Here is a 25383-nt window from a genome sequence, read left to right as displayed (position 1 = left end):
TTTTGATTGGCTGCGATCATGCCACCAGTTGCCGGTGCCCACAATCGGCGCGGCACGCCGGACGTTGCCACACGGCATGACTGCATGAATAGCTGAAATAAGCCAGACGCGATGAACCGATGCGCAAAATGGGTTCTAATGATTTCCCGCCACCGATGAAGGAGCCCCGCATGCAGCCCATTCCAATGATCACCCTGCGCAATGGCGCGCAAGTCCCGGCACTTGGCCAGGGCACCTGGAACATGGGCGAGTCCCCCGCGGCCGCCAGCGCCGAGGTACGCGCCCTGCAGGCCGGCATCGACCTGGGCATGACGCTGATCGATACCGCCGAGATGTATGCCGATGGCCAGTCCGAACGCGTGGTCGGCAAAGCCATCGCCGGCCGCCGCGAACAGGTCTATCTGGTCAGCAAGGTGTTGCCGCACAACGCCAGCGAGCGCGGCACCATCGCCGCCTGCGAGGCCAGCCTCAAGCGCCTGGGCACCGATCATCTGGATCTCTACCTGCTGCACTGGCGCGGATCGCATCCGCTTTCGGCCACCATCGCGGGCATGGAGACCCTGATGGCGCAGGGAAAAATTCGCGGATGGGGCGTCAGCAATCTCGACACCGACGACATGGACGAGCTGGCCGATGGACCCGGTGGCGAGCAGGTGCTGTGCAATCAGGTGCTGTACAACCTCTCGCGCCGGGGGATCGAATATGACCTGCTGCCGCAGGCCGAACAAAGCGGCGTGGCCGTGATGGCCTATTCGCCCATCGAGCAAGGACGCATCCTCAAGCAGGCGGCCCTGAAGGCGGTCGCGCAGCGCCACGGCGTGACACCGGCGCAGGTGGCGCTGGCGTGGGTGTTGCGACGTCCCGGGGTGATCGCCATTCCCAAGGCGGCCGATGTCGCGCACGTGGAGGCCAACCGGGCCTGCCTGGCGCTGCATCTGAACGAAAATGACTACAGTGAGCTGGACGCGGCCTTTCCACCGCCACGGCGCAAGCAGCCGCTGGCGATGTTGTGAAGCAATGGGCCTTCAGGCCGCTGCCTCCAACGCTTGCAAGGCCTTGAGCAAGTAGCGCACGGCCGCCGGAATCGGCGCGATCACCGGCACCGAAAACCGCTGCGCCAGTGCCGTCGCCGCCTGCCCCAAAGGACCGCCGCCAATCACCACCGCCTCGGCACCATCGCGCTCCACGCAGGCGCGCACCGCTTGCGCCAGTGCCTCTACCAGTGCCTGCGGATCGGCCGCCAGCGCGCGCGGATCACCGGCGGTCAGACGAATGCCGGTGTAGAGCGCACCGACACCCGCCTGCTGCGCTTTTTCACCAATCACATCAGCCAGCTCCGGCGTGACGGTGGCCACACCGAAGCGGCGTCCACCCTCGGCTGCTTCCAGCATCGACGCTTCACACAGCCCGGCGACTGGCCGGCCATCGAGCGCACGTAGGCGCTCAATGCCAGGATCGCCAAAGGCGCTGATGATGCACCCGACGCTGTGCCGCCCGCCTTCGCGCCAGTTGCGCTCGACCTCCGCCCCCGCTGCCGCCAGTTCCACGGCATTGACGATCATCTCCGGCCCCTGCCGCGCACTCACGCCGCTGAGGGCATATCCCGCTGGCAGCGAAGTGCGGGCAATGGCCACCATCATCTCGGTGGTGGCCTGGGAGGAATTGGGATTGATCAACAGGATATGCGGCATGCCAGACTCATGAAAAAGAAAATCAACTACGTGCAGCGACCGCCGGCACCCCTGCCTCCGGCGCAGTCTCCTCCAGCGGTGCATCGGGCGACTTGCCATAGGTCTCGGGCACGGTGCGGATGGCAACAGTGAAGATGCCGTACATGGCGGCGATCATGCCGAACACGCCCGCCAGCCCGAAGGCATCGAACAGCCGGCCAGCGACCAGCGGCATCAGAGCACCCGCCGCCGTACCGGTGGCGAGGATGAAGGCGGTACCGAAGGCGCGCACGCGAGTCGGATACAGCTCGGGCGCGAAGATCCAGATGGTGGTGTTGAGCAGCAGCACGAAGAACTGGAACACCGCACCCGCCGCCAGGATCAGCACGATGCTCTTGGCCAGGAAGCCGATGGCCAGCGCCGCCAGGCAGGCGCAGATCGCACCGGCGGTCAGCACGCGCTTGCGCGGCAGATGGAATCCGAACAGCGACGCGGCAATCGCCCCCAGCAGGCTGCCGCTCTGCATGACCATGGTGAACAGCAGGCTCTTGGAGATGGTGTAGCCCAGGCTCACCAGAATGGTCGGCATGAGCGTGAGCACCGAGATCTGCGCGCCATAGGTCATCCAGATGGCGATGCACAGCGGCAGCGTGCGCCGCGCCAGCGCGCCCTGGAAGATTTCCATGGAGCGCACCTTGGCCGGTGCGGCCTGCTGGCGGCTGCCATCGTCGCTGATCCAGTCACGGCCTTGCGGCGCCGGGCCGGAGAGCTTGCCGCTGGCCAATCGCACCAGCACCTGATTGGCTTCGGCGATCTTGTTGCGGGAGAGCAGGAAACGCGGCGTCTCCGGAATGTAGCGGCGATAGAAGGCCCCCAGCAGTGCCGGCAGCATCAGGCAGAAGAACAGCCAGCGCCAGCTGTTTTCACCGGGAAAGAGCGTAAACACCAGCAGGCCGAACGCCGGTGCCAGGAAATTGCCCATGCCGCCCGCGCCCACATTGACCAGGCCCACGGCAGTGCCGCGGAACTTGCTGGAACAGAACTCGGCCAGCATGGTGACCGCAATGGCGATTTCACCGCCGAGACCGAAACCGACGATGGCACGGCCCACAGCCATCACCGTCAGGTCCGGTGCCAGCGCGCAGATGCCGGCCCCCAGCGTGAACAGCAGCAGGTCCAGGCTCAGCATGACGCGCCGCCCATAGCGGTCGGCCACCAGACCCGAGACGATGCGGCCGATGGCGGCGCTGGCGAAGGTGACCGTATTGAGCAGGCCGATGTCGGTCGCCGTCAGGCCCCACTGCTGCTTGAGCAGCGGGCCGACCAGGCCGATGGCGTTCTGTTCGAAGGCGTCGAACAGGCAGCCGATCAGGATCAGGAAGATGATGGTGTGATGCGAACGGGTCACCCCGATCTTGTCCAGCGCGCCGTCCAGTTCGGCCACGCGTGGCGAGTGCGGCAGGTCGGGCGATGAAAGTGTGGGTCCGGCCATGGTCTGCTCCTCTTGCGTTGGAAGGTCCAATGAGTGCTGCTCGGTATGTGCATCGGGTGATGCGAGGCTGGGAGACCACGGCGACCTGACCTTGCGGCCGTGAAACTACTGTAGTCCAGCATGCCCAGAAATGAAAGCCAGATTTCAATATATATTGTTTATTGAAATTGAGATTTCACTCATGCAGCTGCATTAGCAATCTGCGTGCCAGCCATTTTTGAGGGATGAAATCAGGATTTCAGGAGGAAATGACCGGCCGGGAACGCCCGGCATGCGCCGCAAGAGGGCAGGCAGCACGGTCGCCGCACCGGCGCGGGGCGGCACGCATGAAAATCGGGAGTCAGAAAATTGAAGTGCCTGAAATCAGGATTTCAATATTGGAAGCAGGCAATCGTCCGACATTCCAGCCCGGCAACTCACTCGAAGTCGCCCAGTTCCTCATGCTCCTGCTCCACTGCCGCCAGCCGCTTGCGTCCGGCGGCACCACTGGCTTCGATCACCAGGGTGGACAAGAGATCACACAGCGCCATCACGCCGACATGATTGTCCAGCGAGCCGGGACCGCGGCAATGCGCCTGCAGCGACCAGGTGGCCCGGGCATAGTCGGCTGAGGCCTGGTCGCTGATGTAGAGCAGATAAGATCCGGCGCGCGTGGCGGCCTCCAGCAGGCGTTCCATCTGCCCGGTCTGGCGGCGCGTGCCGAAGACGATCACGCAATCGCGCTCGGACAGGCCGGCGGTGTATTCCGCGAGGGTCTCGCCCGGCCCCGGCAGGCAGGTCACGCGCGGCAAGACCTGGATGATCTGCCAGCGCAGGTAGAGCGCAAAGGCCTGGCTGCTGCGGCTGCCGAAGATCAGCACCTGGGGCGCGTTGACGATGGCGCGGGCGATCTCGGCCAGGGTGGCGTCGGAGAGGCGCTCGAAGGTCGCCGCCAGGTTCTGCTGGGATTGCTGGAAGTGCGCCGCCACCGAGCGTACCTGGCGCGCAGCGCCAGAGCTGCTGGCGTGGAACAGCGGGGAGCCGGTCTCCTGTTCCTCGCGCACGTGGCGGCGCGCTTCCTCGTAGCTTTCATAACCGACGCGGCGGATGAAGCGGCTCACGGTCGAAGGCGACACGCCCGCCAGTTGCGCCAGCTCGTTGCCGGCGTAGCTGGCCAGCTCGCCCGGAAACTCCAGCAGGAAGTCGGCCAGCTGGCGTTCGGTACTGGAGAGTTCGTCGAGTTTGCTGCGCACGCGGCGCACGAAGGATTCGGCAGAAGGTTTCATGTCGGTGCGGGGCAGATCCGCGAGGCAGTTCAATGCGGGCGGTCGCGAAGCCGTGGCGGGCGATTTGCTTCATATCGCCTCAAACCCACGCGATCCGGACCGGGTCGCCGCATTGTATAGCAGCCAGGCCCTGCTGCGGCGTCAGCCGAACTTGCGTGCAGCGTCGATGGCCAGGCCGCTGCCGATGCTGCCGAACAGGTCCCCCTCCACATGCCGCGCCTGCGGTGCCAGCGCACTGATGCGTTCGCGCAGCAGGCGCACGCCGCTGGAACCGCCGGTGAAGAACACGCTGTCGATATCGTCGGCGCGCAGGCCGGCCTGCTGCAACAGCGCCAGCACGGTCTGCTCCACCGATTGCACCAGGTGATCGACGGCACCGTTGAAGTCGCTGCGCAGGAGCGGCAATTGCTCCGGCTGGCGCAGGCGGTCAAGGTCCAGCAGGGTCTGCTCGGCGCTGGAGAGCGCGATCTTGCCCGCCTCCACCTGCAGCGCCAGCCAGTGGCCGCAACGCTGCTCGACCACGTCCAGCAGGCGCGCAAAGCGCTCGCGGTCGGCCACTTCGCGCGCCACGTCCTGCAGTTGCTGCCAGGCCTTGCGGGTGTAGAGCTGGTTGATGGTGTGCCAGGTGGCCAGGTTGAAGTAATAGCTGGAGGGGATCTCAGCATTGCCCTGCAGGCGGCCGCCCAGGCCCAGCAACGGCATCACGCAGGCCAGGCTGAAATACTTGTCGAAGTCGGTGCCGCCGATGTGCACGCCGCCATTGGCCAGGATATCCTCGCGCCGCTCGCTGCGCGCCGCGCGCTCGGGCGAAAGACGCACCAGCGAGAAGTCGGAGGTACCGCCGCCGATGTCGACGATGAGCACCAGCTCTTCCTTGTCGATGCGCGACTCGTAATCGAAGGCGGCGGCAATCGGTTCGAACTGGAAGGCGATGTCCTTGAAACCGACATCGCGCGCAATCTCTTCCAGCGTGTCCTGGGCCAGCTGGTCAGCGGCCGCATCCTCATCGACGAAGTGCACCGGACGGCCCAGCACCACCTTGGAGAACGAGGTCCCGGCGGCACGTTCGGCGCGTTGCTTGAGTTCACCGATGAACTGCGAAAGCAGGCCACGATAGGGCAGCGCCCGGCCGCCCACTTCCGTCTGGCCATCGATGGCGCCGGAACCGAGCAAGCTCTTCAGTGAGCGCATCAGGCGGCCTTCGTAGCCGGCCAGGTATTCGCCCAGGCCGGCGCGGCCATAGCTGAAGCTGTTCTCGTCGGCATTGAAGAACACCACCGAAGGCAGCGTGGCCTTGCCGTCTTCCAGCGGCAGCAGCAGGGAATCCCCGGCCTGCGGGCGCTGCCAGCCGACCGTGGAATTGGAGGTGCCGAAATCCACACCGCACGCGTTCGCCATCGATCACTCCTTCTTTTTGGGTCGGCAATCATATAGAAAAGGACGGTGCTTGTCTGCACGGCGTCATGGCGGCGTTTGAAGCAAACAACATGCCGCCGTGAAATCATTACCGATTCGGCAATAGCAGGATGACAAGCCAACGAAAAACGGCACCGCCGGGCAAGGCTGCCCGGCGGTGCCGTCAGATCGAACCGGCTGAAAACGGCTGTGGAAAACTTAGAATTCCTGCGCCACCGGACGCAGCACCACTTCGCTGATATCCACATTGGCCGGCTGCTCGATGGCATAGGCAATGGCGCGCGCCACCGAATCGGCCGGAATCTGGTTGGCCTCATACCAGGCCAGCAGGGCTTCCGAGGTCTCCTTGTCGCTGCTGTGAGTCTTCAGTTCGGAATCCACCGCCCCCGGGGAGATGATGGTAGTGCGCACACCGTCCGGTGCTTCAGCGCGCAGGCCTTCGGTCAGGGCACGCACCGCGAACTTGGTGGCGCTGTAGACCGTGCCCATGCCGGCGAAGACCTTGATGCCCGCCACCGACGACACATTGATGATGTGGCCCGAGCCCTGCGCAGCGAAGCGCGGCAGCGCGGCGGCCACGCCATAGAGCACGCCCTTGACGTTGACGTCGATCATGCGGTCCCACTCTTCGACCTTGAGCTTGGCCATCGGAGCCAGCGGCATGATGCCGGCATTGTTGACCAGCACGTCGATGCGGCCGAAGTGCTGCTCACCCTTGGCGACCAGGGCTTCGACATCGTCGCGGCGCGCCACGTCGGTGGTCACGGCGATGGCCTGGCCACCGGCGGCGGTGATGTCGGCCACCAGCTTTTCCAGACGATCGGTGCGGCGCGCACCGAGTACCAACTTGGCGCCCAGTGCAGCCAGGTGACGTGCGGTGGTTTCGCCCAGGCCGCTGCTGGCACCGGTGATGACGACGACTTTGTCCTTGATGTTGTTGCTCATGATGAATCCTTTCCAGTGATGGGGTTGGCTTGCGGTTGCTGCGTGTCGATGGAAGGATTATGGGTGGCGCCACTATGCCAAACAATGGAAATGATAAGATTACAGAATTCCATTTTCAGGAATCATCATGCTCAACCGACTGGAGATGCTTCGCATCTTCTGCGCTGCCGCCGATACCGGCAGCTTCAAGGAAGCCGCGATCCGGCTCGGCATTTCACCGCAGGCCGTCACCCGCGCCATCCAGGAACTGGAGCGCCTGCAGGGCGAGATGCTGTTCCATCGCAATACGCGCCAGGTGCGCATCACCAGTTTCGGCGAAGCGCTCGCCGAACGCGCACGCGAAAGCCTGCGTGATCTGGATGGACTCTTCGAAACGGAGGCCGCAAGCCCGGCCGACGAGATGAGCGGACTGGTGCGCCTGGCCGCACCGTCGGCACTGGGACGCAGCCGCCTGCTGCCCATCGTGGAGCGACTGGCGCAGGCGTATCCCGGCTTGCGCTTCGACCTGCGCCTGACCGATCAGCGCGCCGACGTGGTAGGAGAAAAGATCGACATCGGCATCCGCGTCGGCACCGTGCCGGACAACCGCTTCGTGGTGCGGCGGCTGGGCAAGGTGCGCTTTTACGTGGTGGCCACGCCGCGCTTCCTGCGCCGCCATGGGGCCCCGGAGGACACCGAGGCCCTGCGCGCCCTGCCCTGCACCGCGATGCTGGACCGGGGCACGGGCCGCCCCTGGCCCTGGCTGTTCGCGCAGGAGAACCAGTGGATGGCCGATCATGCCCGCTTCCTCTGCGATGATTCCGAGGGCGAATATTTATTGGTAAGAAGTGGGGTGGCCATCGGCCAGATTGCCGGTTTCCTGTGCGAGGACGATATCGCGGCAGGACGGCTGGTCCCCGTCATGACTGATCACGAACCCGATCCCTGGGACATGTACCTCTACCGTCCGCAACGCGGACCGGTGCCGCCGCGCCTGCGGCTGGTGTTCGATACGCTGGTGCGCGAATTCGCCGAGTGAATGTGCTGGCTTACCAGCGGCAGTCGTGATCCATCAGCACTTCGGCACTGCCCTGTTCCTCGCGGTCGAAGTTGACCGGCATGTTGACCAGGAAGAAGCCGGTGCTGCCATCGGCAAAACGCGCCCCGGTCAGCAGCAGTGACTGCGAGGCCATGTTGTCGGCCGCATAGGCGCTGCGGGCAGCGGCCAGCTTGAAGGGGTCGTGCAGTGCCAGCGCATCGGCGGGCAGGCGCATGACCCAGTAGCGATGGCCTTCGAAATACCACGGCAGCCATTGCTGCAAAGGGTCACCTCGGTGATCGTCGAGGCTGGCCGCCACATCGCGGCGCATGCAATCGATGTGCAGATGCAGGTGCAATTGCGAACGGCCGGCCGCCGAATTGATTTCAATGCCCAGCTGTTCATCGGAGAGCGGACGGCCCAGGGCCTGCGCCACACGCCCGCGCTGCTCCCATGCATAAGCCCAGTAGTTGGGCGCATCCGGTGCCAGCAACTCCGGACTTTCGATGCCGGTCAGGCGACGGGTCGGCATGAGCAGGTATTGCGCGGGACCGACCAGATCCTTGAGCACCACGAAGCCGCGCGCCAGATCGACCATCACGCATGGCTGCGGCTGGCCGGTGGACTGCATGTTGGGCAGGCATTGCTGGCTGGTGATTTCCCACAGCTTGTGGGGATCGGCGGCCTGGGCCGGACTGGCCGACAAGACGCAGGCGGCCAGCAACAGCGAACACAGGAAAGCGGCGCGGGAAGAAAAAAGGGAAAGCAGTCGCATCGAAACCATCCGGGACAATGAGCTGCAAGGCGGCAGGCAGCGCCGCAGCGAGGCCGTGAGATTAACGGCCCGGTATGTCCGCAGCATGACAGCCGTATGACGGGGGAGATTACTTGTCGCGCGTGGCCTGCACCAGGCACTTGGAGAGCTTGTCGAAATGCAGCCAGGCAGCCTGGCTCAGTTCGACCTGCTTGCGGCGCGGATCTTCGGTATCGGCCAGGACGATCCAGCCCTTCTCGCGCATGGATTTCAGGCGCGCATGCAGCATCGCGGGCGAACCGAATTCGCTTTGCGCCATCAGGTCGCGCACCGACAGGCGTTGCTGCTCCTGCCCGGCACGGGCGATGAAAGCCAGGATCCGGTCTTCGAGCGGATCCAGCGTAGCCAGTGACGGCAATCCCCGGAGTGCTTCGGCCAGTTGCAGAAATCTCAGGTAGATGTCCGCCGGCCGCTTGTTTTTACCCATATGGCAATGGTGTTGGTTGTTGTCTTGCAAGTCAGGAACGCGTTACGTACGGAGCGCGCGTAACACGCGCGCGCGACATCGTTCCAGAATTGATAGCGAATCATACGCCTGGCCTGCCGGAAAGTGCAATCTTTACCGCCTTGACCGGCAGCAATGCGTCCGGCGGTAACGTTTGCACGCCGATTTGCGAGGCTGGCGCGCCACACTGCTGAAAATTGTTGAGGTGCAGCGCCCCGCCGCATTGGGTAACATACGCGCCGTTCCGCATGTCCCAGCCTCCCCTCGCCATGCAAGCCTCGCCCGACCATCGTTACGTCCTGCGCACCCACCTGGCCGCCATCGCCGGCACGGCGCTGTGCTATTTCGTGTTCTATTCGATCAACGAATGGCTGTTCCGGCGCACCCAGTTCACCGAGGGCATCGCCTGGATCTACCTGCCCGCCGGCGTGCGCCTGATCTGCACCCTGCTCTTTGCCGAGGCCGGCTGCGTGGGCCTGCTGGTGGGCTCCCTGGCCACGGCCGCGACCTATCAACTGTTCCCGCATGACCTCATCGCTGCCGCCGGCTACTGCCTGATCTCGGCCGGCGCCCCCTACCTGGCCTACCGCCTTACGCTCTCCGGCATGGACCTGGGGCGCAACCTGGGCAACCTCAACACCACCCGGCTGATGGCCTGCATCCTGCTCTATGCGCTCTCCAATCCGCTGTTCCAGCTGATCTGGTTCGTCATGCGCGGGGTCTATCCGGATTTCTGGAGCGGCCTGATCGTCATGTCCATCGGCGATCTCTCGGGCTCGCTGATCGTGGTCTACCTGTGCAAGCTGCTGCTGGCCATGCTGCCCCGCATGCCCGTGCCACGGCGCTGATGGCAGGCCGCACGCTGTCGCCGGCAGGCGTCAGCCGCTGGCACACCTGCGGACTTGCGGATAACCCCAGGCAACATTTTCTTCACTCGGGTTAACGCAAACCCGCATGGTGTAATACGCACGACACATTTCCTCGCTACGCTGCGCATCGCTATAAAAACTATAGCGCTACAAATCGTATAACGAAGCTTCGAGGAGTGTGGCATGCGCAGTTGGGACGAACCCAAAAAACGGAAGGCCCGCGTCGAGATCATCCCGATGATCGACGTGATGATGTTCCTGCTGGTCTTCTTCGTGCTGATCAGCCTGAACGTGATTCCGGCCCTGGGCCTGAAGACCCAGCTGCCCAGTTCGTCCACCGCCCAGGATCTGAAACCGCAGACCAAGGCCGTCATCACCATCGCCAAGGAAGACGTGATCCAGGTCGATGGCGAGAACACTACCCTGGACGCCCTCACCGCCCGCCTCGACAAGCTGCGCAAGGATGGCGAGAAACTCAATCTCATCATCAACAGCGACCGCGGCGTGGAAGTGCAGCGCCTGGTCGACGTGATGGATACGCTCAAGAAGGGCGGCTTCGATTCCATCTCGATTGCCACCCGCAAGCAGTGATGATGAACGTTCCCATCCTCTTCCGTTTCCGCGAGCCGCTGGCCACGCTGCCCTCGCTGGTGGTGCTGGCCGTGCTGATCCTGGCCGGCGTGCAGAAAGTGACCGAACTCAAGCGCAAGGAAGATCCGCAGCCGGTGCAAATCTCGCTGACGGAAATACCGCCGCCTCCGCCGCCGCAACCCAAGCCGCAAGTGGAACCGCAGCCCAAGCCGGTGGAGCCGCCGAAGAAACAGGAAGCGCCCAAGCCCGTGGCCAAGCCGGCCCCGGTCAAGCAAGCGCCGGCCCCGGTGGACCCGGCACCGCCCTCGGCCACCGCACCGATCCTGCCGGCCACGCCGCCGCAACCCAGCGCTCCGGCCGCACCTCCGGTGCAGTCCGCGCCGGTGGCCCCGCCATCGCCGCCGCCGGCCAACACCGCCAACATCGAGCAGACCTACGTCGGCCAGTTGCGCGCACATCTGAACAGCATCAAGCGCTATCCGACCGGACGCGAAGCCAGCACCCTGCGACCGCAAGGCAAGGTGCGCGTGTGGTTCGTGTTGAAGCGCGATGGCAGCGTGGTCGACAGCGGCATCGAGAGCTCATCGAACTCCATGCTGCTCGATGATGCCGCCCGCAAGACCATCAATCGCGCCGCCTTCGCGCCCTTCCCGGAAGACAGCTACAAGGGCGAGAGCACGCACCGGTTTACCGCCGATCTGGAATTCATTCCCGTCTGACGCGGCCCGCTGCAGAACGCAGAGGGCGCGCACCGGGCGCAACGATTTCGACACGCAGTTCAACAAACCCAGGGGAACACGACATGCAATGCAAACTCACCCGGCTGTCCTTGCTGATATCCGGGCTCTTCATGGCAGGCGCACCGGCCTTCAGCTTCGCCCAGTCCACCACCACTGACGTCGGCACCGTGACCGTGCAGGGCGGCGGCAGCGCCAGTGCCGGCACGGCTGCAGCCACCGGCCTGATCCAGGCGGAAGATTCGCCCAAGGCGCGCAGCTCGGTCAACCGTGACTACATCGAGAAGCAATCGCCCACCGGCACGCCCTACCAGATGATCAACCTGCTGCCCGGCGTGAACACCTACGACAACGACGGCTCGGGCCTGTTCGGCGGCAACATCCGGGTGCGCGGCTTCAACAGCGACCAGCTGGGCTTCACCATCAACGGCGCACCGGTCAACGACTCCGGCAACTTCGCCGTGTATCCGCAGGAGTACACCGAACCGGACAACCTGTGCAACATCTTCGTGACCCAGGGTTCGACCGATACCGAAGCGCCTCACGTGGGCGCCACCGGCGGCAACATCGGCATGACCTTCTGCGCACCGGAAGACCAGCAGCGCATCCGCGTGACCAATGCCTTCGGTTCCAACAGCCTGTGGAAGCGCTATGTGCGCTTTGACTCGGGCAAGCTGCTGGACAACAAATTCAAGTTCTTCATCTCGTACTCCAAGACCACTGCCGACAAGTTCAAGGGACCGGGCGGCGCCATCAAGGATCACGTCGACATCGGCACCAACTTCGACCTGGGCCAAGGCAGCTTCATCAACGCCAACCTGCTCTACAACCGCCAGCTCAACAACAACTACCGTTCGCTGACCAAGACCCAGATCGCCCAACTGGGCCGCAATGCCGACTTCGGCAGCACCATTCCGCAGCACCAGCCCGCAGTGGCCGGTACCGCGCAGAACGACACCACCTATGCCCCCAACGTTGCGGCCAACATCGCCAACAACGCGTACTACGCCTACAACCTCAATCCCTTCGAGAACTGGCTGGGCACCATCAATGCGCACTTCCAGCTGAGCCCGACCTCCAGCCTGGATATCGATCCCTACTTCTGGTACGGCTTCGGCACCGGCGGCAACCAGCTGCAGACCGTGCGTGAAGGCGGCGTGACCGGCGCCAGCCAGCTCGGTGGCGGCGCACGCGACGTCAACGGCGACGGCGATCGTCTCGATACGGTCTACGCCTACGAAGGCAGCCGCACCCGCACCTATCGTCCGGGCGTGACCTTCAAGTTCAACCAGCAGCTGGACAACCACCGCATCCTGGCCGGCTACTGGGTCGAGCGCGCCCGTCACCAGCAGACCGGTCCCTTCAGCCGCGTGGACAACAACGGCAACATCGCCGACCTGTGGCAGGACAATTCGGACCAGTGGCTGCGCAATGCCGATGGCTCCATCCTGCAGTACCGCGACACCATGACCGTCAGCACGGCGCAGTCGATCTTCCTGCAGGACAGCATCAGCATGATGAACGACAAGCTCAACGTGCAAGTCGGCGGCCGCTACTCCTCCATCGACCGCGACTTCACCAACTACCCGAGCACCGGTTCCACCAGCGGCACCAACAGCTATTCCAGCGCCGGCTACTACAAGGTCAAGAAGAACTACGCCGACTTCCTGCCCAGCCTGGGCGTGCGCTTCCAGCTCGATGAGAAGCAGTCGGTGTTCTTCAACGCCGCCAAGAACTTCAAGGCACCGGGCAACTTCTCCTACTTCGGCCTGCTCTCGGGCGGCACCATCGTCAACGGCCAGCTGGTCGGGGCGACCCAGCGCGAAGTGCCGGTGGACAAGGAAACCTCCTGGAACTACGACCTCGGCTACCGCTACAACACCGAGAAGTGGATGGCCTCCGGTTCGCTGTTCTACATCGATTATCACAACCGCATCGCCAGCGCCTACAACCCGGACACCAACAACAAGACCGACTACAACGTCGGCGATGCCAGCTCGCACGGCCTGGAACTGGAAACCGGTTACGCCTTCACCCGCAACCTGTCGATGTATGGCTCGCTGTCCTACATCAAGAGCAAGATGAAGCAGGACCTGCGCAACAGTTCGACCCAGTTCCTGCCGACCTCGGGCAAGGAATTCCCGGATACGCCGAACTGGCTGTCGGGCCTGTCGCTGCAATACCAACAGGATGGCTGGTACGTGTTCGGCCAGGCCAAGTACACCGGCCGCCGCTACACCACCCTGGTCAACGACGATGCACTGGGTGGCTACACCCTGTTCAACGCCGGTGCCGGCATGACCTTCGCGTCCACCACCTGGCTGAAGAAGCCGACGGTGCGCCTGAACGTCTACAACCTGTTCGACAAGCAGTACCTCAACCTCAACGGCGGCAGCGGCAGCCAGTTCACCACCAACGCAGTGGCGGTCAACGGCATCCCTGGCACCGATCCTTCGCTCTACATCGGTGCCCCGCGCACCTTCACCGTCACCCTGACCGCGGATTTCTGATCGCGGCCTGAACCGGGCGGCCCGCACCTGCAACGCGGGCCGCCCATCACTGCAAGAGAGGCAAGCATGAACATGCAACTACTCCACGAACTGGCCTTCTACCTGATGTACGCCTGCGCGGCGCTGGCCATTTTCGTCATCGTCGAACGCGGCCTGTTCTTCGGCTACACCATGCGCCAGGCCACGGGCCTGGAGCGCGCCATGACGCACGCGGTCCAGCACCTGCAGGAACTGCCGGCCGAACTGACCACCCGTCCCAGCCTGCCGCTGGCCCTGGTGTCGGACATCCTGGCCGAGAAGCATCACCTGCATACCGAGAAGGACCTGGAAGATTTCAGCGAGTCGGTCTACATTGCCAAGCGCGGCGAAGTGCAGCAGCGCCTGTGGATCCTCGATACCATCGTGACCGCTGCGCCCCTGCTGGGCCTGCTCGGCACCATCCTCGGCATCATCGACACCTTCAAGGCACTGGCGGTGCAGGGCGTGTCGGACCCGGGCCAGGTGTCGCAGGGCATCGGTACGGCGCTGTATGCGACGGCTCTGGGCATCGGCATTGCGGTGGTCGGCATGTTCTTCTTCAACCTGTTCCAGGAACGCATCGAGCGCATCAACGATCATCTGAAGGTCCTGATGCTGCGCGCCTGCGTCGGCCGCATGAACCCGCAGCCGCAACACAGCCCGCAGCCGCAGGGCAAGCTGCACATCGCCTGAGCGCCACACTGACTTCTCCCTTGCCGACATCATGACCCTCGCGCCACGCCGTCTTCTGCTTCGTCTCGCTGCCGCCTTCGGGCTGGTTCTTTCGCTGGCCACACCGGTCCGGGCCGAATTCGCCATTCCCGGCTTCGAACTGGTCCACACCGTGCCGCGCGAAACCACGCTGGCCACGCCGGACCTGCGCGATGCGGCCGTGGTGTGGAAGGAAATGTTCGACAGCGCGCAGCGCGAGATCGTGTTCGGCCAGTTCTACGTGGCCGGGCAGGATGGCGAGGCGCTCGATGACATCATGGCGCACCTGGAGGCGGCCGGACGGCGCGGCGTGAAGATCCGCTTCCTGATGGAAAAGAAGGGCGAGTTCGCCTCGGTCCCGGCCACCATCGAGAAGCTCAAGCGCATCCCGAACCTGGAATTCCGCCAGATCGATTATTCCCGCATGACCGGCAACGGCATCATCCACGCCAAGTATTTCGTGGTCGATGGCCGCAGCGCCTATGTGGGCAGCCAGAACTTCGACTGGCGTTCGTTCTCGCACATCCATGAGACCGGATTGAAGATCACCGACCCGGCCGTGGCAGCGCAGGTGCAGGCCATCTTCGAAATCGACTGGGCGGCGCAGGCGGCCATCGCCGCCGGACACACCCCGGTCATGACCAACCGCAGCGTGGTCCCGGCCGATGTGGCGCGCGGCAATTACCTCGTGGCCAGCCCGAATGCCTACAACCCGCCCGGCGTGGGCGATTCGCAAAGCGAACTGGTACGCCTGATCGGAGAAGCGCAACAGGAAGTGCGGGTGCAGTTGCTGGACTATGCGCCGCTCTCCTATGGTCCCAACCACACCCGGCCCTATTACGCCGTGATCGATGATGCCCTGCGCGCAGCGGCCACGCGGGGCGTGAAGATCAAGCTGATGGTCTCCAACTGGAACACCGAGGCCCCCGCCATCCGCTACCTGCAAAGCCTGGCGGTGCTGCCCAACGTGGAGATCCGCATCGTCACCCTGCCGCAGGCCAGCAGCGGTTTCATCCCCTTCGCCCGGGTGATCCACACCAAGGCCATGAGCATTGATGGCAAGGTGGCCTGGGTCGGTACCAGCAACTGGGCCGGCGGTTATCTGGACAACTCGCGCAATCTGGAAGTGGTGCTGCATGACGCGGCCATGGCACAACGCGTGGCAGCCCTGCATGAGCAGACCTGGAGTTCGGCTTATGCCCAGCCCATCGATGTGCTGAAGGTTTATCCCAAGCCGGCCAAGGGCAAGCCTTAGGACCTCTTCACCAGCTTGGCACTCAGGGTGCCAGGCCCATCATCTGCCTGGCCAGTCCCACCAGGTCGAAGACCGGACGCCCGGTGCGCTGTGCGATGAGGCCCGCCACCGGCGGCATGTTGGTGCATTCAAGCAGGATGGCACGCACCTGGGGTTGGGTGGCGACCAGCTGATCGGCGGCCGCCACCATCTCGGCATGCACCCGATCCATATCCCCCTCGGGCTGATTGCCCACGATGACGCGCGCGAATTCAGACTCCACCGGCATGCCCACGATGGGCGACTCCATGCTGCCCCCCAGCGCAGCCAGGTGCGCCGCACCGAGACTGGCACCAGACGCCGTCAGGATGCCGACATGGCGCGCACCGCCGAAGGCGTGATACAGCGTGGGCAACCAGCACAGGCTGGAACTGGCAAACGGAATCTCCAGCGCTGCCGCGATGGTCTGCTGATGCAGCGCCAGGAAACCGCAACTGGTCACGATGGCCTTGCAGCCGTCCGCCTGCAAGGCCTGCGCCGCACTGACAAAGTCATCCACCATGCCGCTGGCCCGTTCGAAGATCACCTTCTGGGGTGAGGCCCGGCTGACCTTGCGCAAGCGCACCGGGAAAGGAAAGGTCGCGGGATTGCCGATATCGCCCACGGGACGCGGAAAAACGGTATCGAGCATGACGATGCCAAGCATGCGTGGCCTTTGAAAAAATCGGAAGGAATGCCCGGCATTCTAACCAAACCCGGGCAAAACGCCTGCTATGCGCCACCCACGGCCAGCGGATCCTTGCCCATGGCCTTGATCCACGAATAGACCGGCGGACATTCATCGACGATGGATTCGGAGACGATATCGATGAGCACCGGCCCCTCGCTGGCAAAGGCTTCATCCAGTGCAGCGACCAGTTCTTCGGCATTGGCCGCACGCAAGCCCTTGAGGCCGAAGCCCTGCGCAATGCGCGCCACATCCAGCCGGGTGAAATCGACCGAGAGGTATTGCGCATCGTTGTGCAGCTTCTGCAGCGCCTTGATCCATCCGAAACAGCCATTGTTGAAATGCAGCAGCACGGCCGGCACTTGCAGACGGGTCAGCGTTTCCAGTTCACCGCAGGACATCGAGAAGGAGCCATCGCCAAACAGGCCGATGGGCCGCACGTCGGGCCGCGCCAGCCAGGCACCGACCACCGCCGGAATCGCATAGCCCAGTCCGCCGAAAGCACGCGGAATCACCAGCCGCGAACCATCGCCCGGCAGGCGCAGATAGCGCGTCATGTGCGGCGTAGGCGTGCCGGCGTCGGAGACCATGACCGCACGCGGCGGCAGCCGGCGGTTCAATTCGTGGACTACGCGCTGGGGCTTGAGCGGCAGTGCATCGCTGTGCAAATCCGCTTGGGCCTTCTCCCAGAATCGACGCCGCATGCCGTTGAGTTCAGCATTCCACCCACGCGGTTCGTGCTGCGTCACCAGCGGCAGCAGATCCTGCAAGACCGAACGGACGTCGCCGGCGATGTTGAGATCGTTGCGACCGGTATTGCCCAGTACCGCCGGGTCGATATCGACCTGCACGCGCTGGCGTTCCTGTTGATGGCTGGGGAAGGTCCAGCCGATGGTGACCACCGATCCCATCTTGCAACCGAGGTAAACCAGCAGATCGCTCTCCTCGACCGCCCGTGCTGCATGGGGATGGAAGCCATTATCGCCAATGACCCCGAGCGCCAGCGGGTGCTCGTCCGGCACCGCCCCCTGACCGGTGATGGTGGTGACCACGGCGGCGTCGATCTTCTCTGCCAGGGCCAGCAGGGCTGCCCCGCCATCGGAATGCATCACTCCGCCGCCGGCCACCAGCACCGGGCGGCGCGATGCGTCGAGCAACGCGGCCAGCTGCCGCACCAGATCCGCATCGGGACGCATGGGAAAGGCCGGGAAGCGCCGGCACTCAGGCTCGGCGTAAATCTCGTCCGGCGTACTGGCCGAGGCGTGGGCCAGGATATCTTCGGGGAAGGTCAAGTGCACGGCGCCCGGACGACCCGAGGTGGCGGTCCGGAAGGCGCGCCTGACTGCCTCCGGAATCTTGGCCGTGGTCTTGACCTGGAAGGACAGCTTGCACACCGGCTCGAACAGCTTGGCGTTGTCCAGCTCGGTGATCATGCCGCGACCTTCTCCCTTGAGGGGAATATCGTTGGTCAGCAGGATCAGCGGAATGGAAGAACTGTTGGCCTCGGCCATGCCGGGCAGGGAATACATGGCACCGGCACCGCTGGGGCACTCGGCCACGCCGGGCTTGCCGCTGTAGCGCGCATAGGCGTCGGCCATGTAGAGCGCCGAGCGCTCGTCGCGTGCCATCACGTGGCGCACCTTGCCGGAGCGGTTCAGGGCTTTGTAGAAAGCCACATTGGTATCGCCGGGCACGCCGAAGATCACTTCCACGCCGTATTCTTCCAGCAGTTTCACGAGGACATCTGCACCAGTCATGTTTTCTCCGTTTCGGTAGGGGTAAGGGTTGCCTTGCTCATGGATAGCGGGCCAGGGTCAGGCCATCGATATCGATGGCCGGCGGGGTACCCGTGATGAGGTCCGCCACGACGCGGCCGGAGCCCAGCGACATGGCCCAGCCGGTCGAACCGTGACCCAGGTTCAGGAACAGATTGCGGACCGGCGTGGGACCCAGCAGGGGCGGTCCATCGGGCGTCATGGGACGGCGTCCGACCCAGAACTGCGCATCATCAAGATCGCCGGCCAGCGGAAACCAGTCACGCATCACCTGACGCAAAGTATGCAGACAAGCGGCGCGCAACTGCAGTCGGTCATCGCCCAGTTCGGCGGTACCGGCCACCCGCACCACATCCCCCATGCGGGTGATGGCCGTCTTCAGGGATTCATCCATCACGGCCGCACGCGGTGCCGCCTCGGGAAAGCGGACGGGAATGGTGGCCGAATAGCCCTTGACCGGATACAGCGGCACACGGATGCCCAGCGGTGCCAGCAAGGCATGGCTGTCCACGCCGGCGGCAACCACCAGGGCATCGCAGGCCAACGGCCCGGCTTGCCCTGCGCTGCTCACCTGCAAACCCTGCACTTGTCCACCCTGCACCAGCAGACCGCTGACCTGCGTACCGAAGCGGAACTGCACGCCCATCTCTTCACACAAGCGCCGCAACTGGCGCGCGAAGACCGCGCAATCCCCGGCCTCGTCATCGGGCAGGTACAGGCCCGAACGCGGTTCGATGCGCGCGTGCTGCAGCCCCGGTTCGGTCGCCACGCATTGCGCCGCGCTCAAGCGCTGGTGGGCAATGCCGGCTTCCTCCAGCAAGGCCAGTGCGGGGGCCGCCATGTCCTCGTCGAAGCGGCTGCGAAAGAGCTGCAGATAGCCCTGGCTGCGGCCGTAATCAAATGGATGCTGCGCCAGGAACTCGTGCAGGCAATCGCGGCTGTAATAGGCGATGCGCTGCATGCGCAGCTTGTTGCGGCGATAGCGCTCCAGCGTGCAGTTGCCCAGCCACTGGCTGATCCAGCGCCATTGCCGTGCACTCATCCGCGGCCGGAACACCACTGGCGAACTGGCCTTGAAGAGATACTTGAGGATCTTGCCCGGCATGCCCGGCGCTGCCCACGGCGTCACATAGCCGGGTGCGATCACGCCGGCATTGCCGGCGCTGGTCTGGCAGGCCACATCGGCCTCGCGTTCGATGAGCACCACCTCAACGTGGCGAGTGGCCAGCCAGTACGCGGTGGCCGTGCCGATGATGCCACCTCCGATGACGACGACTTTCATGTGCGCTGCACCTGCAAAAGAGTGAAGCATGGAAGGGACCGGCGCACTCGCCGGCAGCGAGACCGCAGTCTAGGGTGGAGCGCTGACACAAAAAAGGGCAAGAACGTCGAAATAGTGGTCTAAACTGACGTAATGACGTGCCGTTTCGTCTTTCTGTAGTGTTTGCTGATTTTTTCCTCCCTTCCCTGGAGCCCACAGCATGATCAGACTGGACTTGCTGGACGATGTCGATCGCCAGATCATTTCGGAATTGCAGATGAATGCGCGGGCCTCGGTGGCCGACATGGCGCGCCGGCTGGACCTGGCGCGGACCACCATCATTGCGCGCGTGGAGCGTCTGGAAAAAAGCGGCATCATCGCCGGCTACACCCTGAAGCTGGGCAGTGACGTGCTCGATTCCAGCCTGCAGGCCTATGTCGGCATCACCCTGCAGCCCAAGGCGGGCAAGGATGTGGTGCGACGCTTCAACCGCATGCCGGAAGTCCATCAGCTGTGCGCGGTCAGCGGCGAGTTCGACTATGTCGCATGGCTGCGCGTGAGCACGCCGGAGCAGCTCGACCGCATCCTGGACGAGATCGGCGAAATGGATGGCGTCATCAAAACCACCACCTCGGTCGTGCTGGCACGCAAGATCGACCGCGGCGATGCGCCCAGGACCCGCTGAACGGCCGTTCCGGACCAGGCGACCCGACAGAATGACGAAGTCGCACTACTTTCTGTAGTGCCGGACCCTGCTTTCTGACACATTGTCCGTATATTCTGTCCGCGAAGCTTCCTAGAATGAAGACCAGCCTCTTCGTCTCATTCACTCTGGAGTTTCATCATGCGCACCGTCTTGTTGGGTTCGGGCCACATTGGCCAAACGATTGCACGTCTGCTGTCCGACAGCGGCGACTACAACGTCACCATCGCCGACCGCGATGCCCAGGCCCTGCAGGCCGTCGGCGCGCTCAACATCGAAAAGGCCGTGGTCGATTCCTCGGATGCGCGGGCGCTGGAAGCACTGCTGCACCCGGCCGACATCGTGATCAATGCCCTGCCGTATCACATGGCCGTGAAGGTGGCCAGCGCAGCGCGCAATACCGGTACCCACTACTTCGATCTGACAGAGGACGTGCGGGCCACCAAGGCCATCGCCGCGCTGGCTGCCGACGCGCCCGTGGCCTTCATGCCGCAATGCGGACTGGCACCGGGCTTCATCGGCATCGCCGCGCACCATCTGGCCGGTTCCTTCGACGAAGTGCATGACGTCAAGATGCGCGTCGGGGCGCTGCCGCAGTACCCTACCAACGAACTCAAATACAACCTGACCTGGAGCGTGGACGGACTGGTCAATGAGTACTGCCATCCCTGCGAAGCCCTGCGCGACGGCGTCAAGGTCGCGGTCGATCCGCTGGCCGACATCGAACATTTTTCGCTGGATGGCGTGGAGTATGAAGCGTTCAATACCTCCGGCGGGCTCGGCACGCTGTGTGAAACGCTGGCCGGCCGCATCCGCAATCTCGACTACAAATCGGTGCGCTATCCCGGTCACCAGCAGCGCATGAAATTCCTGCTCAGCGACCTGGGCCTGAAGCACGACCAGGAACTGCTCAAGAACATCCTGCGCAAGGCCGTCCCCACCACCATGCAGGACGTGGTGCTGGTGTTCGTGACCGTCAGCGGCATGCGCGGCGACAAGTTCGTCCAGGAAGTCTTCACCCGCAAGATTTTCGCCATTCATGAGGAAGGCCACTACGAGAGTGCGATCCAGAGCACCACCGCTTCCGGCGTCTGCACGGCGGTCGACCTGTTCCGGCTCGGCAAGTTGCCGCAGCGCGGCTTCATCAGCCAGGAGGCGATCAGCCTGCCGGATTTCCTGGCCAACCGCTTCGGTCAGGTCTACGCCTGATCCGCCTCGAGAGCGTCCTCCATGTCCCGCCCCCAGGATCCTGACGTGGAGGACCGGGGCACCGTGCCAGGCCTGCGCCTGCATCAGGCCAGCTGTCACTGCGGTGCCGTACGCTTCCGTTTCCTCTCCCATATCGAGGAGGTGGTCCAATGCAATTGCTCCTACTGCGTGCGCAAGGGCGCACTGCACCATCGCATCGATGCCCGCCACTTCGAATTGCTGGCCGGCGCCCGGGCACTGAACCTGTACCGCTTCGGTACCCTGCGTGCCACGCATTTCTTCTGTCGCTTGTGCGGCACGCATACTCATTGCCACCCGCGCTCGGCACCTGCGCAGATCAACGTCAACGTGCGCTGCGTGGAAGACGTCCATCTCTGGCTGGCGACGGTGCGCGTGCGCGATCATGATGGCCGTGCATGGGCGCTCGACACAACCTGATGCCGCGCGCGCGACGATGTGCAGTGCGGCGTGCACGGCAACGCATTCCCGACGATAATTGTTTAAATAATTTTCAGGGAAACCGCAAATTGCAATTTGCAGTTTGCAGTTCACAGATTCAGCTCACGGATTCAGCCTCAGCGGCCACGACAATAGCGACAAGAACGCGCCTGACGAAGGCAGACAGCAAGCACCATGCCGGCACATGCCTTCACCGTGGTGCAACACCGACCGTTCATGGTGCGGCCAGCCTCTTGCAAGAGGCTGGCCGGGCGAGTACTGCATCGATCAGCCGTGCGTATGGATGGCATGAAAATCGCTAGGTCGACCCCGCCTGCAATGCGCTTTGTACCGCAGTCTTTTTTCAAGTGAAACCCCGCAAGCACGAGCCACGACCCACCCTACCAGGAGACCCACATGAGCATTTCACGCAGACACTTCCTTCAATCGGCACTGGCCGGCACGGCCGTACTGAGCCTGCCGGAAGTCTTCGCCCAGGATATCGAATCGACCATGGCGCGCGTCAAGCGTACCGGCAAGCTGCGCCTGGGTGCCATCAACGGTGCCATCCCCTATTTCAACAAGGATCTGGTGACGCAGGAGTGGAAAGGTTTCTGTGCTGATTTCGGCCGTGACCTGGCGCGCTATCTCAAGGCCGAAGTCGAATGGGTCGAGACCACCTGGGGCAATGCGGTGCTGGACGTGCAGACCAACAAGATCGATGCGCAACTGGCGATGGCACCCACGCCACAGCGCCGCGAAGTGGTCGATTTCAGCAATCCGCTCTACAACAACATCAATACCGTGGTCGCCCGCAAGGGGCTGGAGTTCAAGGCCTGGGAAGATCTCAACAAGCCTGAAATCAAAGTCGCCGTGGACGTCGGCTCCTCGCACGACCAGCTGGTCACGCGCATCCTGCCCAAGGCCACCATCCTGCGCTTCGAAACCTCGGCCGCGGCCACCATGGCGCTGCAATCGGGACGCGCCGACTGCCAGGTGCTGGTGGTGCTGCTGTCGACCTCGCTGCTGGTGAAGCTGCCCAACATCGGCCACATCGTCTTCCCCACACCGGATGAAACGGCCCCGACCAACATCGGCATCCGCAAGCAGGCCGATCAGAGTTTCGTGACCGCAGTGAACGGCTGGCTGGAGGAATCGCGCAAGGCCGGGCGCATCCGCGAGATCATCGTGGCCAACATGCAGAATCTCGCCAAGGTGCCCCCGACCGCTTTCCCACCGCAGCTCAAGTTCTGAGGAGCGGCCATGTACAGCTGGGATTTCGGGATGCTGTGGCAATACCGCGGCATCATCGTGTCGGGCGTCATCACCACTGTGCTCTTCACCGCCGTGGTCGTCATCACCGGCCTGCTGGTAGGCGTGCTGGTGGGTCTGGGCCGGGTCTCCTCCAACCGCACCCTGTGCGGTGTGCTGCGCGGCTATGTGGAGGTGTTCCGCTGTACGCCGGTGCTGGTGCAGCTGATCTGGTTCTACTATGCGCTACCGGTACTGCTGGGCATCGAACTCTCGCCCTGGATGGCGGCTGCGCTGGCGTTGACGCTGTATGGCGGCGCCTTCTACTCGGAGATCGTGCGGGGCGGGATCGTCTCCATCGATGCCGGGCAGACCGAGGCGGGCCAGGCCATCGGCATGACCCGCTGGCAGGTGATGCGGCGGCTGATCCTGCCACAGGCCTTCCGGCGCATGACGCCACCGCTGGTGAGCCAGTCCATCATGCAATTGAAGAACACGTCCTTGCTCTCGGTGCTGGCCGTACCCGACCTGGTCTACCAGGGCCAGCTGATCGCCCACGACACCTATCGCCCCCTGGAGATCTATACCCTGGTGGCGGTGCTGTATTTCATCATCCTGTTCCCGGCCACCGTGGTGGCCAAGCGGCTGGAACTGCATCAGATCAAGGCTTGAGGAAGCGCCATGAGCAAACCCATCATGATTTCTGTACGCGGCTTGAAGAAGTCCTTTGGCGACCAGACGGTACTGAGGGACATCAACCTGGAGATTGCCAAGGGCGAAGTGGTGGCCTTGATCGGCCCCTCGGGCTCGGGAAAATCCACCCTGCTGCGCTGCCTGAACCTGCTCGCCGCGCCCAATCACGGTGTCATCAAGATCGGCGGCGAGTGTTTTGACTTCGACCAGACGGTGCCGGAAAAGCTGAGCGACCGGACCATGGCACGTTTTCGCGCGCAGACGGGAATGGTGTTCCAGCACTTCAATCTGTTCCCGCACATGACGGTGGTGCAGAACGTGATGGAAGGCCCGGTCACCGTACTGCGCCGCCCCAAGGCGCATGCCCATGCCCAGGCGATGAAACTGCTGGCACAGGTCGGGCTGGCGGAGAAAGCGGAGATGTATCCCGAGAAGCTCTCCGGCGGCCAGAAGCAGCGGGTGGCCATCGCGCGGGCGCTGGCCATGGATCCGGAAGTGATGCTGTTCGACGAAGCCACCTCGGCACTGGATCCGGAGCTGGTCGGCGAGGTCCTCAACGTCATCAAGCAACTGGCCGAGCGCGGCATGACGATGATCCTGGTCACCCATGAAATCGCCTTTGCCCGCGAGGTTGCGGACAAGGTGATCTTCATGCGCGATGGTGTGGTGGTTGAGGCCGGGCCGCCGGCGCAGGTGATTGATGCGCCGACGCAGGCGGCCACCCAGGCTTTCCTCGCGCGGGTGCACAAGATCGCGGCCTGATCTCGGGAGCCCGGCTTCACTTGCCTCCGGTCACGTCGAGAAAGGTCCCCGTGCTGAAGGAAGCTTCCTCGCTGGCCAACCAGAGAATGGCGCGCGCCACTTCCTCGGGCTGTCCGCCCCTTCCCATGGGGATGGATTCGCGGACCCGGTTGACCCGGTCCGGTTCGCCGCCGCTGGCATGCATCTCGGTGTAGATGTGGCCGGGCCGTACGCAGTTGACGCGGATGCCTTCACGCGCGACTTCCTTGGCGAGGCCGGTAGTGAAGGTTTCCAGTGCGCCCTTCGAGGCGGCATAGTCGACATATTCGTTGGGACTGCCCAGGCGGGCAGAGGCTGAAGACACGTTGATCACCACGCCACCCTTGCCCTGATGGCGATAAGCCATGCGCCGGACCGCCTGCTGCGCGCACAGCATGGGTCCGATGGCGTTGACCGCGAAGATGCGCTGCATGCGCGCGAAACTCAGGTCTTCCATGCGTGACTGGCGCTCCAGCGTGGCTGCATTGTTGACCAGCACGTCGATACGGCCGAAGCGCGCATCGATGGTAGCGAAGAGCTGCGCCACCTGGTCCGGGTCGGCGCTGTCGGCCTGCAGCGCCAGCGCCCGTGCGCCGCGCTGCGCGATATCGGCCGCCACCAGGTCGGCCGCTGCGGCATCGCGCAGATAGCTGAATGCCACATCGTAGCCGCGTTCAGCGGCCAGCCGCGCGGTGGCGGCGCCCATGCCGCGGCTGCCGCCGGTGATGAGAATGACGGGCTTCGGTGATGCGTGAGTCATGACAGATCTCCATGGAGTGAGCACAACGGGAGGGGAGCAGGAACGGCCACC

25 protein-coding genes are annotated in these 25383 nt (G+C 63.9%); 14 read left to right on the top strand and 11 right to left on the bottom strand.

The features are described from left to right. The first annotated feature begins 170 nt into the window (after positions 1–170). The gene (locus tag MKD49_RS19095; protein ID WP_252697098.1) at positions 171–1013 is read left to right on the top strand and encodes an aldo/keto reductase; all 843 of its coding nucleotides are present in this window, start codon (positions 171–173) and stop codon (positions 1011–1013) included. A 12-nt stretch (positions 1014–1025) separates the two neighbouring features. Here the strand turns inward: MKD49_RS19095 and MKD49_RS19090 are convergent, their stop codons facing one another. From MKD49_RS19090 to MKD49_RS19070, 5 genes are all read right to left on the bottom strand, one after another. Beyond that, a complete protein-coding gene (locus MKD49_RS19090; RefSeq protein ID WP_121042479.1) occupies positions 1026–1691 on the bottom strand; it encodes an aspartate/glutamate racemase family protein in 666 nt (221 codons plus the stop codon). A gap of 22 nt (positions 1692–1713) precedes the next feature. Next, a complete protein-coding gene (locus MKD49_RS19085) occupies positions 1714–3162 on the bottom strand; it encodes an MFS transporter (protein ID WP_252697097.1) in 1449 nt (482 codons plus the stop codon). A 416-nt stretch (positions 3163–3578) separates the two neighbouring features. Continuing rightward, positions 3579–4427, bottom strand: a complete 849-nt coding sequence (locus MKD49_RS19080) for a MurR/RpiR family transcriptional regulator (protein ID WP_252697096.1) — start codon at positions 4425–4427, stop codon at positions 3579–3581. Between the two features lie 141 nt (positions 4428–4568). After that, the gene (locus tag MKD49_RS19075; protein WP_121042475.1) at positions 4569–5825 is read right to left on the bottom strand and encodes an Hsp70 family protein; all 1257 of its coding nucleotides are present in this window, start codon (positions 5823–5825) and stop codon (positions 4569–4571) included. Between the two features lie 216 nt (positions 5826–6041). Then, the gene (locus MKD49_RS19070) at positions 6042–6788 is read right to left on the bottom strand and encodes an SDR family oxidoreductase (RefSeq protein WP_252697095.1); all 747 of its coding nucleotides are present in this window, start codon (positions 6786–6788) and stop codon (positions 6042–6044) included. Positions 6789–6915: 127 nt separating this feature from the next. On the opposite strand from MKD49_RS19070, the gene MKD49_RS19065 reads away from it, so the two are divergent. Next, positions 6916–7806, top strand: a complete 891-nt coding sequence (locus MKD49_RS19065) for a LysR family transcriptional regulator (protein WP_252697094.1) — start codon at positions 6916–6918, stop codon at positions 7804–7806. Between the two features lie 10 nt (positions 7807–7816). On the opposite strand, the gene MKD49_RS19060 is transcribed toward MKD49_RS19065, so the two are convergent. Both MKD49_RS19060 and MKD49_RS19055 read right to left on the bottom strand, forming a co-directional pair. After that, entirely contained in the window at positions 7817–8581 is a 765-nt protein-coding gene (locus MKD49_RS19060; protein WP_252697093.1) for a CDP-diacylglycerol diphosphatase, read from the bottom strand. 109 nt (positions 8582–8690) lie between these two features. Further along, the gene (locus MKD49_RS19055) at positions 8691–9047 is read right to left on the bottom strand and encodes a helix-turn-helix domain-containing protein (protein WP_039787669.1); all 357 of its coding nucleotides are present in this window, start codon (positions 9045–9047) and stop codon (positions 8691–8693) included. A 266-nt stretch (positions 9048–9313) separates the two neighbouring features. Here MKD49_RS19055 and MKD49_RS19050 point away from each other — a divergent pair, with 266 nt between their 5' ends. The 6 genes from MKD49_RS19050 (at position 9314) to MKD49_RS19025 (ending at position 15756) form a co-directional block, all read left to right on the top strand. After that, positions 9314–9913, top strand: coding sequence for a hypothetical protein (locus MKD49_RS19050; RefSeq protein ID WP_252697092.1), 600 nt, complete (start codon positions 9314–9316; stop codon positions 9911–9913). A gap of 204 nt (positions 9914–10117) precedes the next feature. Further along, entirely contained in the window at positions 10118–10525 is a 408-nt protein-coding gene (locus MKD49_RS19045) for a biopolymer transporter ExbD (RefSeq protein ID WP_034330477.1), read from the top strand. Continuing rightward, positions 10525–11244 carry an energy transducer TonB gene (locus MKD49_RS19040; protein WP_252697091.1) on the top strand — a complete coding sequence of 240 codons (720 nt, stop codon included), beginning with the start codon at positions 10525–10527 and terminating at the stop codon, positions 11242–11244. The genes MKD49_RS19045 and MKD49_RS19040 overlap by 1 nt, the downstream gene beginning before the upstream one ends. Positions 11245–11327: 83 nt before the next feature. After that, positions 11328–13772, top strand: a complete 2445-nt coding sequence (locus MKD49_RS19035) for a TonB-dependent receptor (protein WP_134135720.1) — start codon at positions 11328–11330, stop codon at positions 13770–13772. 66 nt (positions 13773–13838) lie between these two features. Further along, on the top strand, positions 13839–14483 hold the full coding sequence (locus MKD49_RS19030; RefSeq protein ID WP_252697090.1) for a MotA/TolQ/ExbB proton channel family protein: 645 nt from the start codon (positions 13839–13841) through the stop codon (positions 14481–14483). Positions 14484–14514: 31 nt separating this feature from the next. Further along, positions 14515–15756 (top strand): phospholipase D-like domain-containing protein, encoded by a 1242-nt coding sequence (locus tag MKD49_RS19025; RefSeq protein WP_252697089.1) that lies wholly within the window; start codon positions 14515–14517, stop codon positions 15754–15756. Positions 15757–15778: 22 nt separating this feature from the next. Here MKD49_RS19025 and MKD49_RS19020 read toward each other — a convergent pair whose 3' ends face one another. The 3 genes from MKD49_RS19020 to MKD49_RS19010 form a co-directional block, all read right to left on the bottom strand. Beyond that, positions 15779–16441 carry an aspartate/glutamate racemase family protein gene (locus MKD49_RS19020; RefSeq protein ID WP_252697088.1) on the bottom strand — a complete coding sequence of 221 codons (663 nt, stop codon included), beginning with the start codon at positions 16439–16441 and terminating at the stop codon, positions 15779–15781. Positions 16442–16506: 65 nt separating this feature from the next. After that, positions 16507–18219, bottom strand: coding sequence for a thiamine pyrophosphate-binding protein (locus MKD49_RS19015; protein WP_252697087.1), 1713 nt, complete (start codon positions 18217–18219; stop codon positions 16507–16509). Positions 18220–18256: 37 nt separating this feature from the next. Then, positions 18257–19519 (bottom strand): D-amino acid dehydrogenase, encoded by a 1263-nt coding sequence (locus MKD49_RS19010; protein WP_252697086.1) that lies wholly within the window; start codon positions 19517–19519, stop codon positions 18257–18259. Positions 19520–19718: 199 nt separating this feature from the next. Between MKD49_RS19010 and MKD49_RS19005 the strand changes: the two genes are divergently transcribed. From MKD49_RS19005 to MKD49_RS18980, 6 genes are all read left to right on the top strand, one after another. Next, entirely contained in the window at positions 19719–20183 is a 465-nt protein-coding gene (locus MKD49_RS19005; protein WP_034331130.1) for an Lrp/AsnC family transcriptional regulator, read from the top strand. 159 nt (positions 20184–20342) lie between these two features. Continuing rightward, on the top strand, positions 20343–21410 hold the full coding sequence (locus tag MKD49_RS19000) for a saccharopine dehydrogenase family protein (RefSeq protein ID WP_252697085.1): 1068 nt from the start codon (positions 20343–20345) through the stop codon (positions 21408–21410). Positions 21411–21431: 21 nt separating this feature from the next. Further along, complete coding sequence (locus MKD49_RS18995; RefSeq protein WP_252697084.1) at positions 21432–21848, top strand: GFA family protein; 417 nt, start codon at positions 21432–21434, stop codon at positions 21846–21848. 417 nt (positions 21849–22265) lie between these two features. After that, positions 22266–23102 carry a transporter substrate-binding domain-containing protein gene (locus MKD49_RS18990; protein WP_252697083.1) on the top strand — a complete coding sequence of 279 codons (837 nt, stop codon included), beginning with the start codon at positions 22266–22268 and terminating at the stop codon, positions 23100–23102. 9 nt (positions 23103–23111) lie between these two features. Then, entirely contained in the window at positions 23112–23771 is a 660-nt protein-coding gene (locus tag MKD49_RS18985; RefSeq protein WP_034331136.1) for an amino acid ABC transporter permease, read from the top strand. A 9-nt stretch (positions 23772–23780) separates the two neighbouring features. Beyond that, positions 23781–24554, top strand: coding sequence for an amino acid ABC transporter ATP-binding protein (locus MKD49_RS18980; protein ID WP_039787624.1), 774 nt, complete (start codon positions 23781–23783; stop codon positions 24552–24554). Between the two features lie 16 nt (positions 24555–24570). On the opposite strand, the gene MKD49_RS18975 is transcribed toward MKD49_RS18980, so the two are convergent. Further along, entirely contained in the window at positions 24571–25332 is a 762-nt protein-coding gene (locus MKD49_RS18975; protein WP_252697082.1) for a glucose 1-dehydrogenase, read from the bottom strand. Between the last annotated feature and the right edge of the window lie 51 nt (positions 25333–25383).

It is taken from the genome of Herbaspirillum sp. WGmk3 (assembly GCF_023952535.1).
Taxonomy (GTDB): Bacteria; Pseudomonadota; Gammaproteobacteria; order Burkholderiales; family Burkholderiaceae_D; genus Herbaspirillum; species Herbaspirillum huttiense.
Note: the sequence above shows the minus strand (reverse complement) of the source record. Positions and strands in the feature narration are given on the sequence as shown.

Coding starts and splice junctions, on each gene's coding strand:
- MKD49_RS19095 (WP_252697098.1), top strand. CDS start 171: ATGCAGCCCATTCCAATGATCACCCTGCGCAATGGCGCGCAAGTCCCG.
- MKD49_RS19090 (WP_121042479.1), bottom strand. CDS start 1,691: ATGCCGCATATCCTGTTGATCAATCCCAATTCCTCCCAGGCCACCACC.
- MKD49_RS19085 (WP_252697097.1), bottom strand. CDS start 3,162: ATGGCCGGACCCACACTTTCATCGCCCGACCTGCCGCACTCGCCACGC.
- MKD49_RS19080 (WP_252697096.1), bottom strand. CDS start 4,427: ATGAAACCTTCTGCCGAATCCTTCGTGCGCCGCGTGCGCAGCAAACTC.
- MKD49_RS19075 (WP_121042475.1), bottom strand. CDS start 5,825: ATGGCGAACGCGTGCGGTGTGGATTTCGGCACCTCCAATTCCACGGTC.
- MKD49_RS19070 (WP_252697095.1), bottom strand. CDS start 6,788: ATGAGCAACAACATCAAGGACAAAGTCGTCGTCATCACCGGTGCCAGC.
- MKD49_RS19065 (WP_252697094.1), top strand. CDS start 6,916: ATGCTCAACCGACTGGAGATGCTTCGCATCTTCTGCGCTGCCGCCGAT.
- MKD49_RS19060 (WP_252697093.1), bottom strand. CDS start 8,581: ATGCGACTGCTTTCCCTTTTTTCTTCCCGCGCCGCTTTCCTGTGTTCG.
- MKD49_RS19055 (WP_039787669.1), bottom strand. CDS start 9,047: ATGGGTAAAAACAAGCGGCCGGCGGACATCTACCTGAGATTTCTGCAA.
- MKD49_RS19050 (WP_252697092.1), top strand. CDS start 9,314: ATGTCCCAGCCTCCCCTCGCCATGCAAGCCTCGCCCGACCATCGTTAC.
- MKD49_RS19045 (WP_034330477.1), top strand. CDS start 10,118: ATGCGCAGTTGGGACGAACCCAAAAAACGGAAGGCCCGCGTCGAGATC.
- MKD49_RS19040 (WP_252697091.1), top strand. CDS start 10,525: ATGATGAACGTTCCCATCCTCTTCCGTTTCCGCGAGCCGCTGGCCACG.
- MKD49_RS19035 (WP_134135720.1), top strand. CDS start 11,328: ATGCAATGCAAACTCACCCGGCTGTCCTTGCTGATATCCGGGCTCTTC.
- MKD49_RS19030 (WP_252697090.1), top strand. CDS start 13,839: ATGAACATGCAACTACTCCACGAACTGGCCTTCTACCTGATGTACGCC.
- MKD49_RS19025 (WP_252697089.1), top strand. CDS start 14,515: ATGACCCTCGCGCCACGCCGTCTTCTGCTTCGTCTCGCTGCCGCCTTC.
- MKD49_RS19020 (WP_252697088.1), bottom strand. CDS start 16,441: ATGCTTGGCATCGTCATGCTCGATACCGTTTTTCCGCGTCCCGTGGGC.
- MKD49_RS19015 (WP_252697087.1), bottom strand. CDS start 18,219: ATGACTGGTGCAGATGTCCTCGTGAAACTGCTGGAAGAATACGGCGTG.
- MKD49_RS19010 (WP_252697086.1), bottom strand. CDS start 19,519: ATGAAAGTCGTCGTCATCGGAGGTGGCATCATCGGCACGGCCACCGCG.
- MKD49_RS19005 (WP_034331130.1), top strand. CDS start 19,719: ATGATCAGACTGGACTTGCTGGACGATGTCGATCGCCAGATCATTTCG.
- MKD49_RS19000 (WP_252697085.1), top strand. CDS start 20,343: ATGCGCACCGTCTTGTTGGGTTCGGGCCACATTGGCCAAACGATTGCA.
- MKD49_RS18995 (WP_252697084.1), top strand. CDS start 21,432: ATGTCCCGCCCCCAGGATCCTGACGTGGAGGACCGGGGCACCGTGCCA.
- MKD49_RS18990 (WP_252697083.1), top strand. CDS start 22,266: ATGAGCATTTCACGCAGACACTTCCTTCAATCGGCACTGGCCGGCACG.
- MKD49_RS18985 (WP_034331136.1), top strand. CDS start 23,112: ATGTACAGCTGGGATTTCGGGATGCTGTGGCAATACCGCGGCATCATC.
- MKD49_RS18980 (WP_039787624.1), top strand. CDS start 23,781: ATGAGCAAACCCATCATGATTTCTGTACGCGGCTTGAAGAAGTCCTTT.
- MKD49_RS18975 (WP_252697082.1), bottom strand. CDS start 25,332: ATGACTCACGCATCACCGAAGCCCGTCATTCTCATCACCGGCGGCAGC.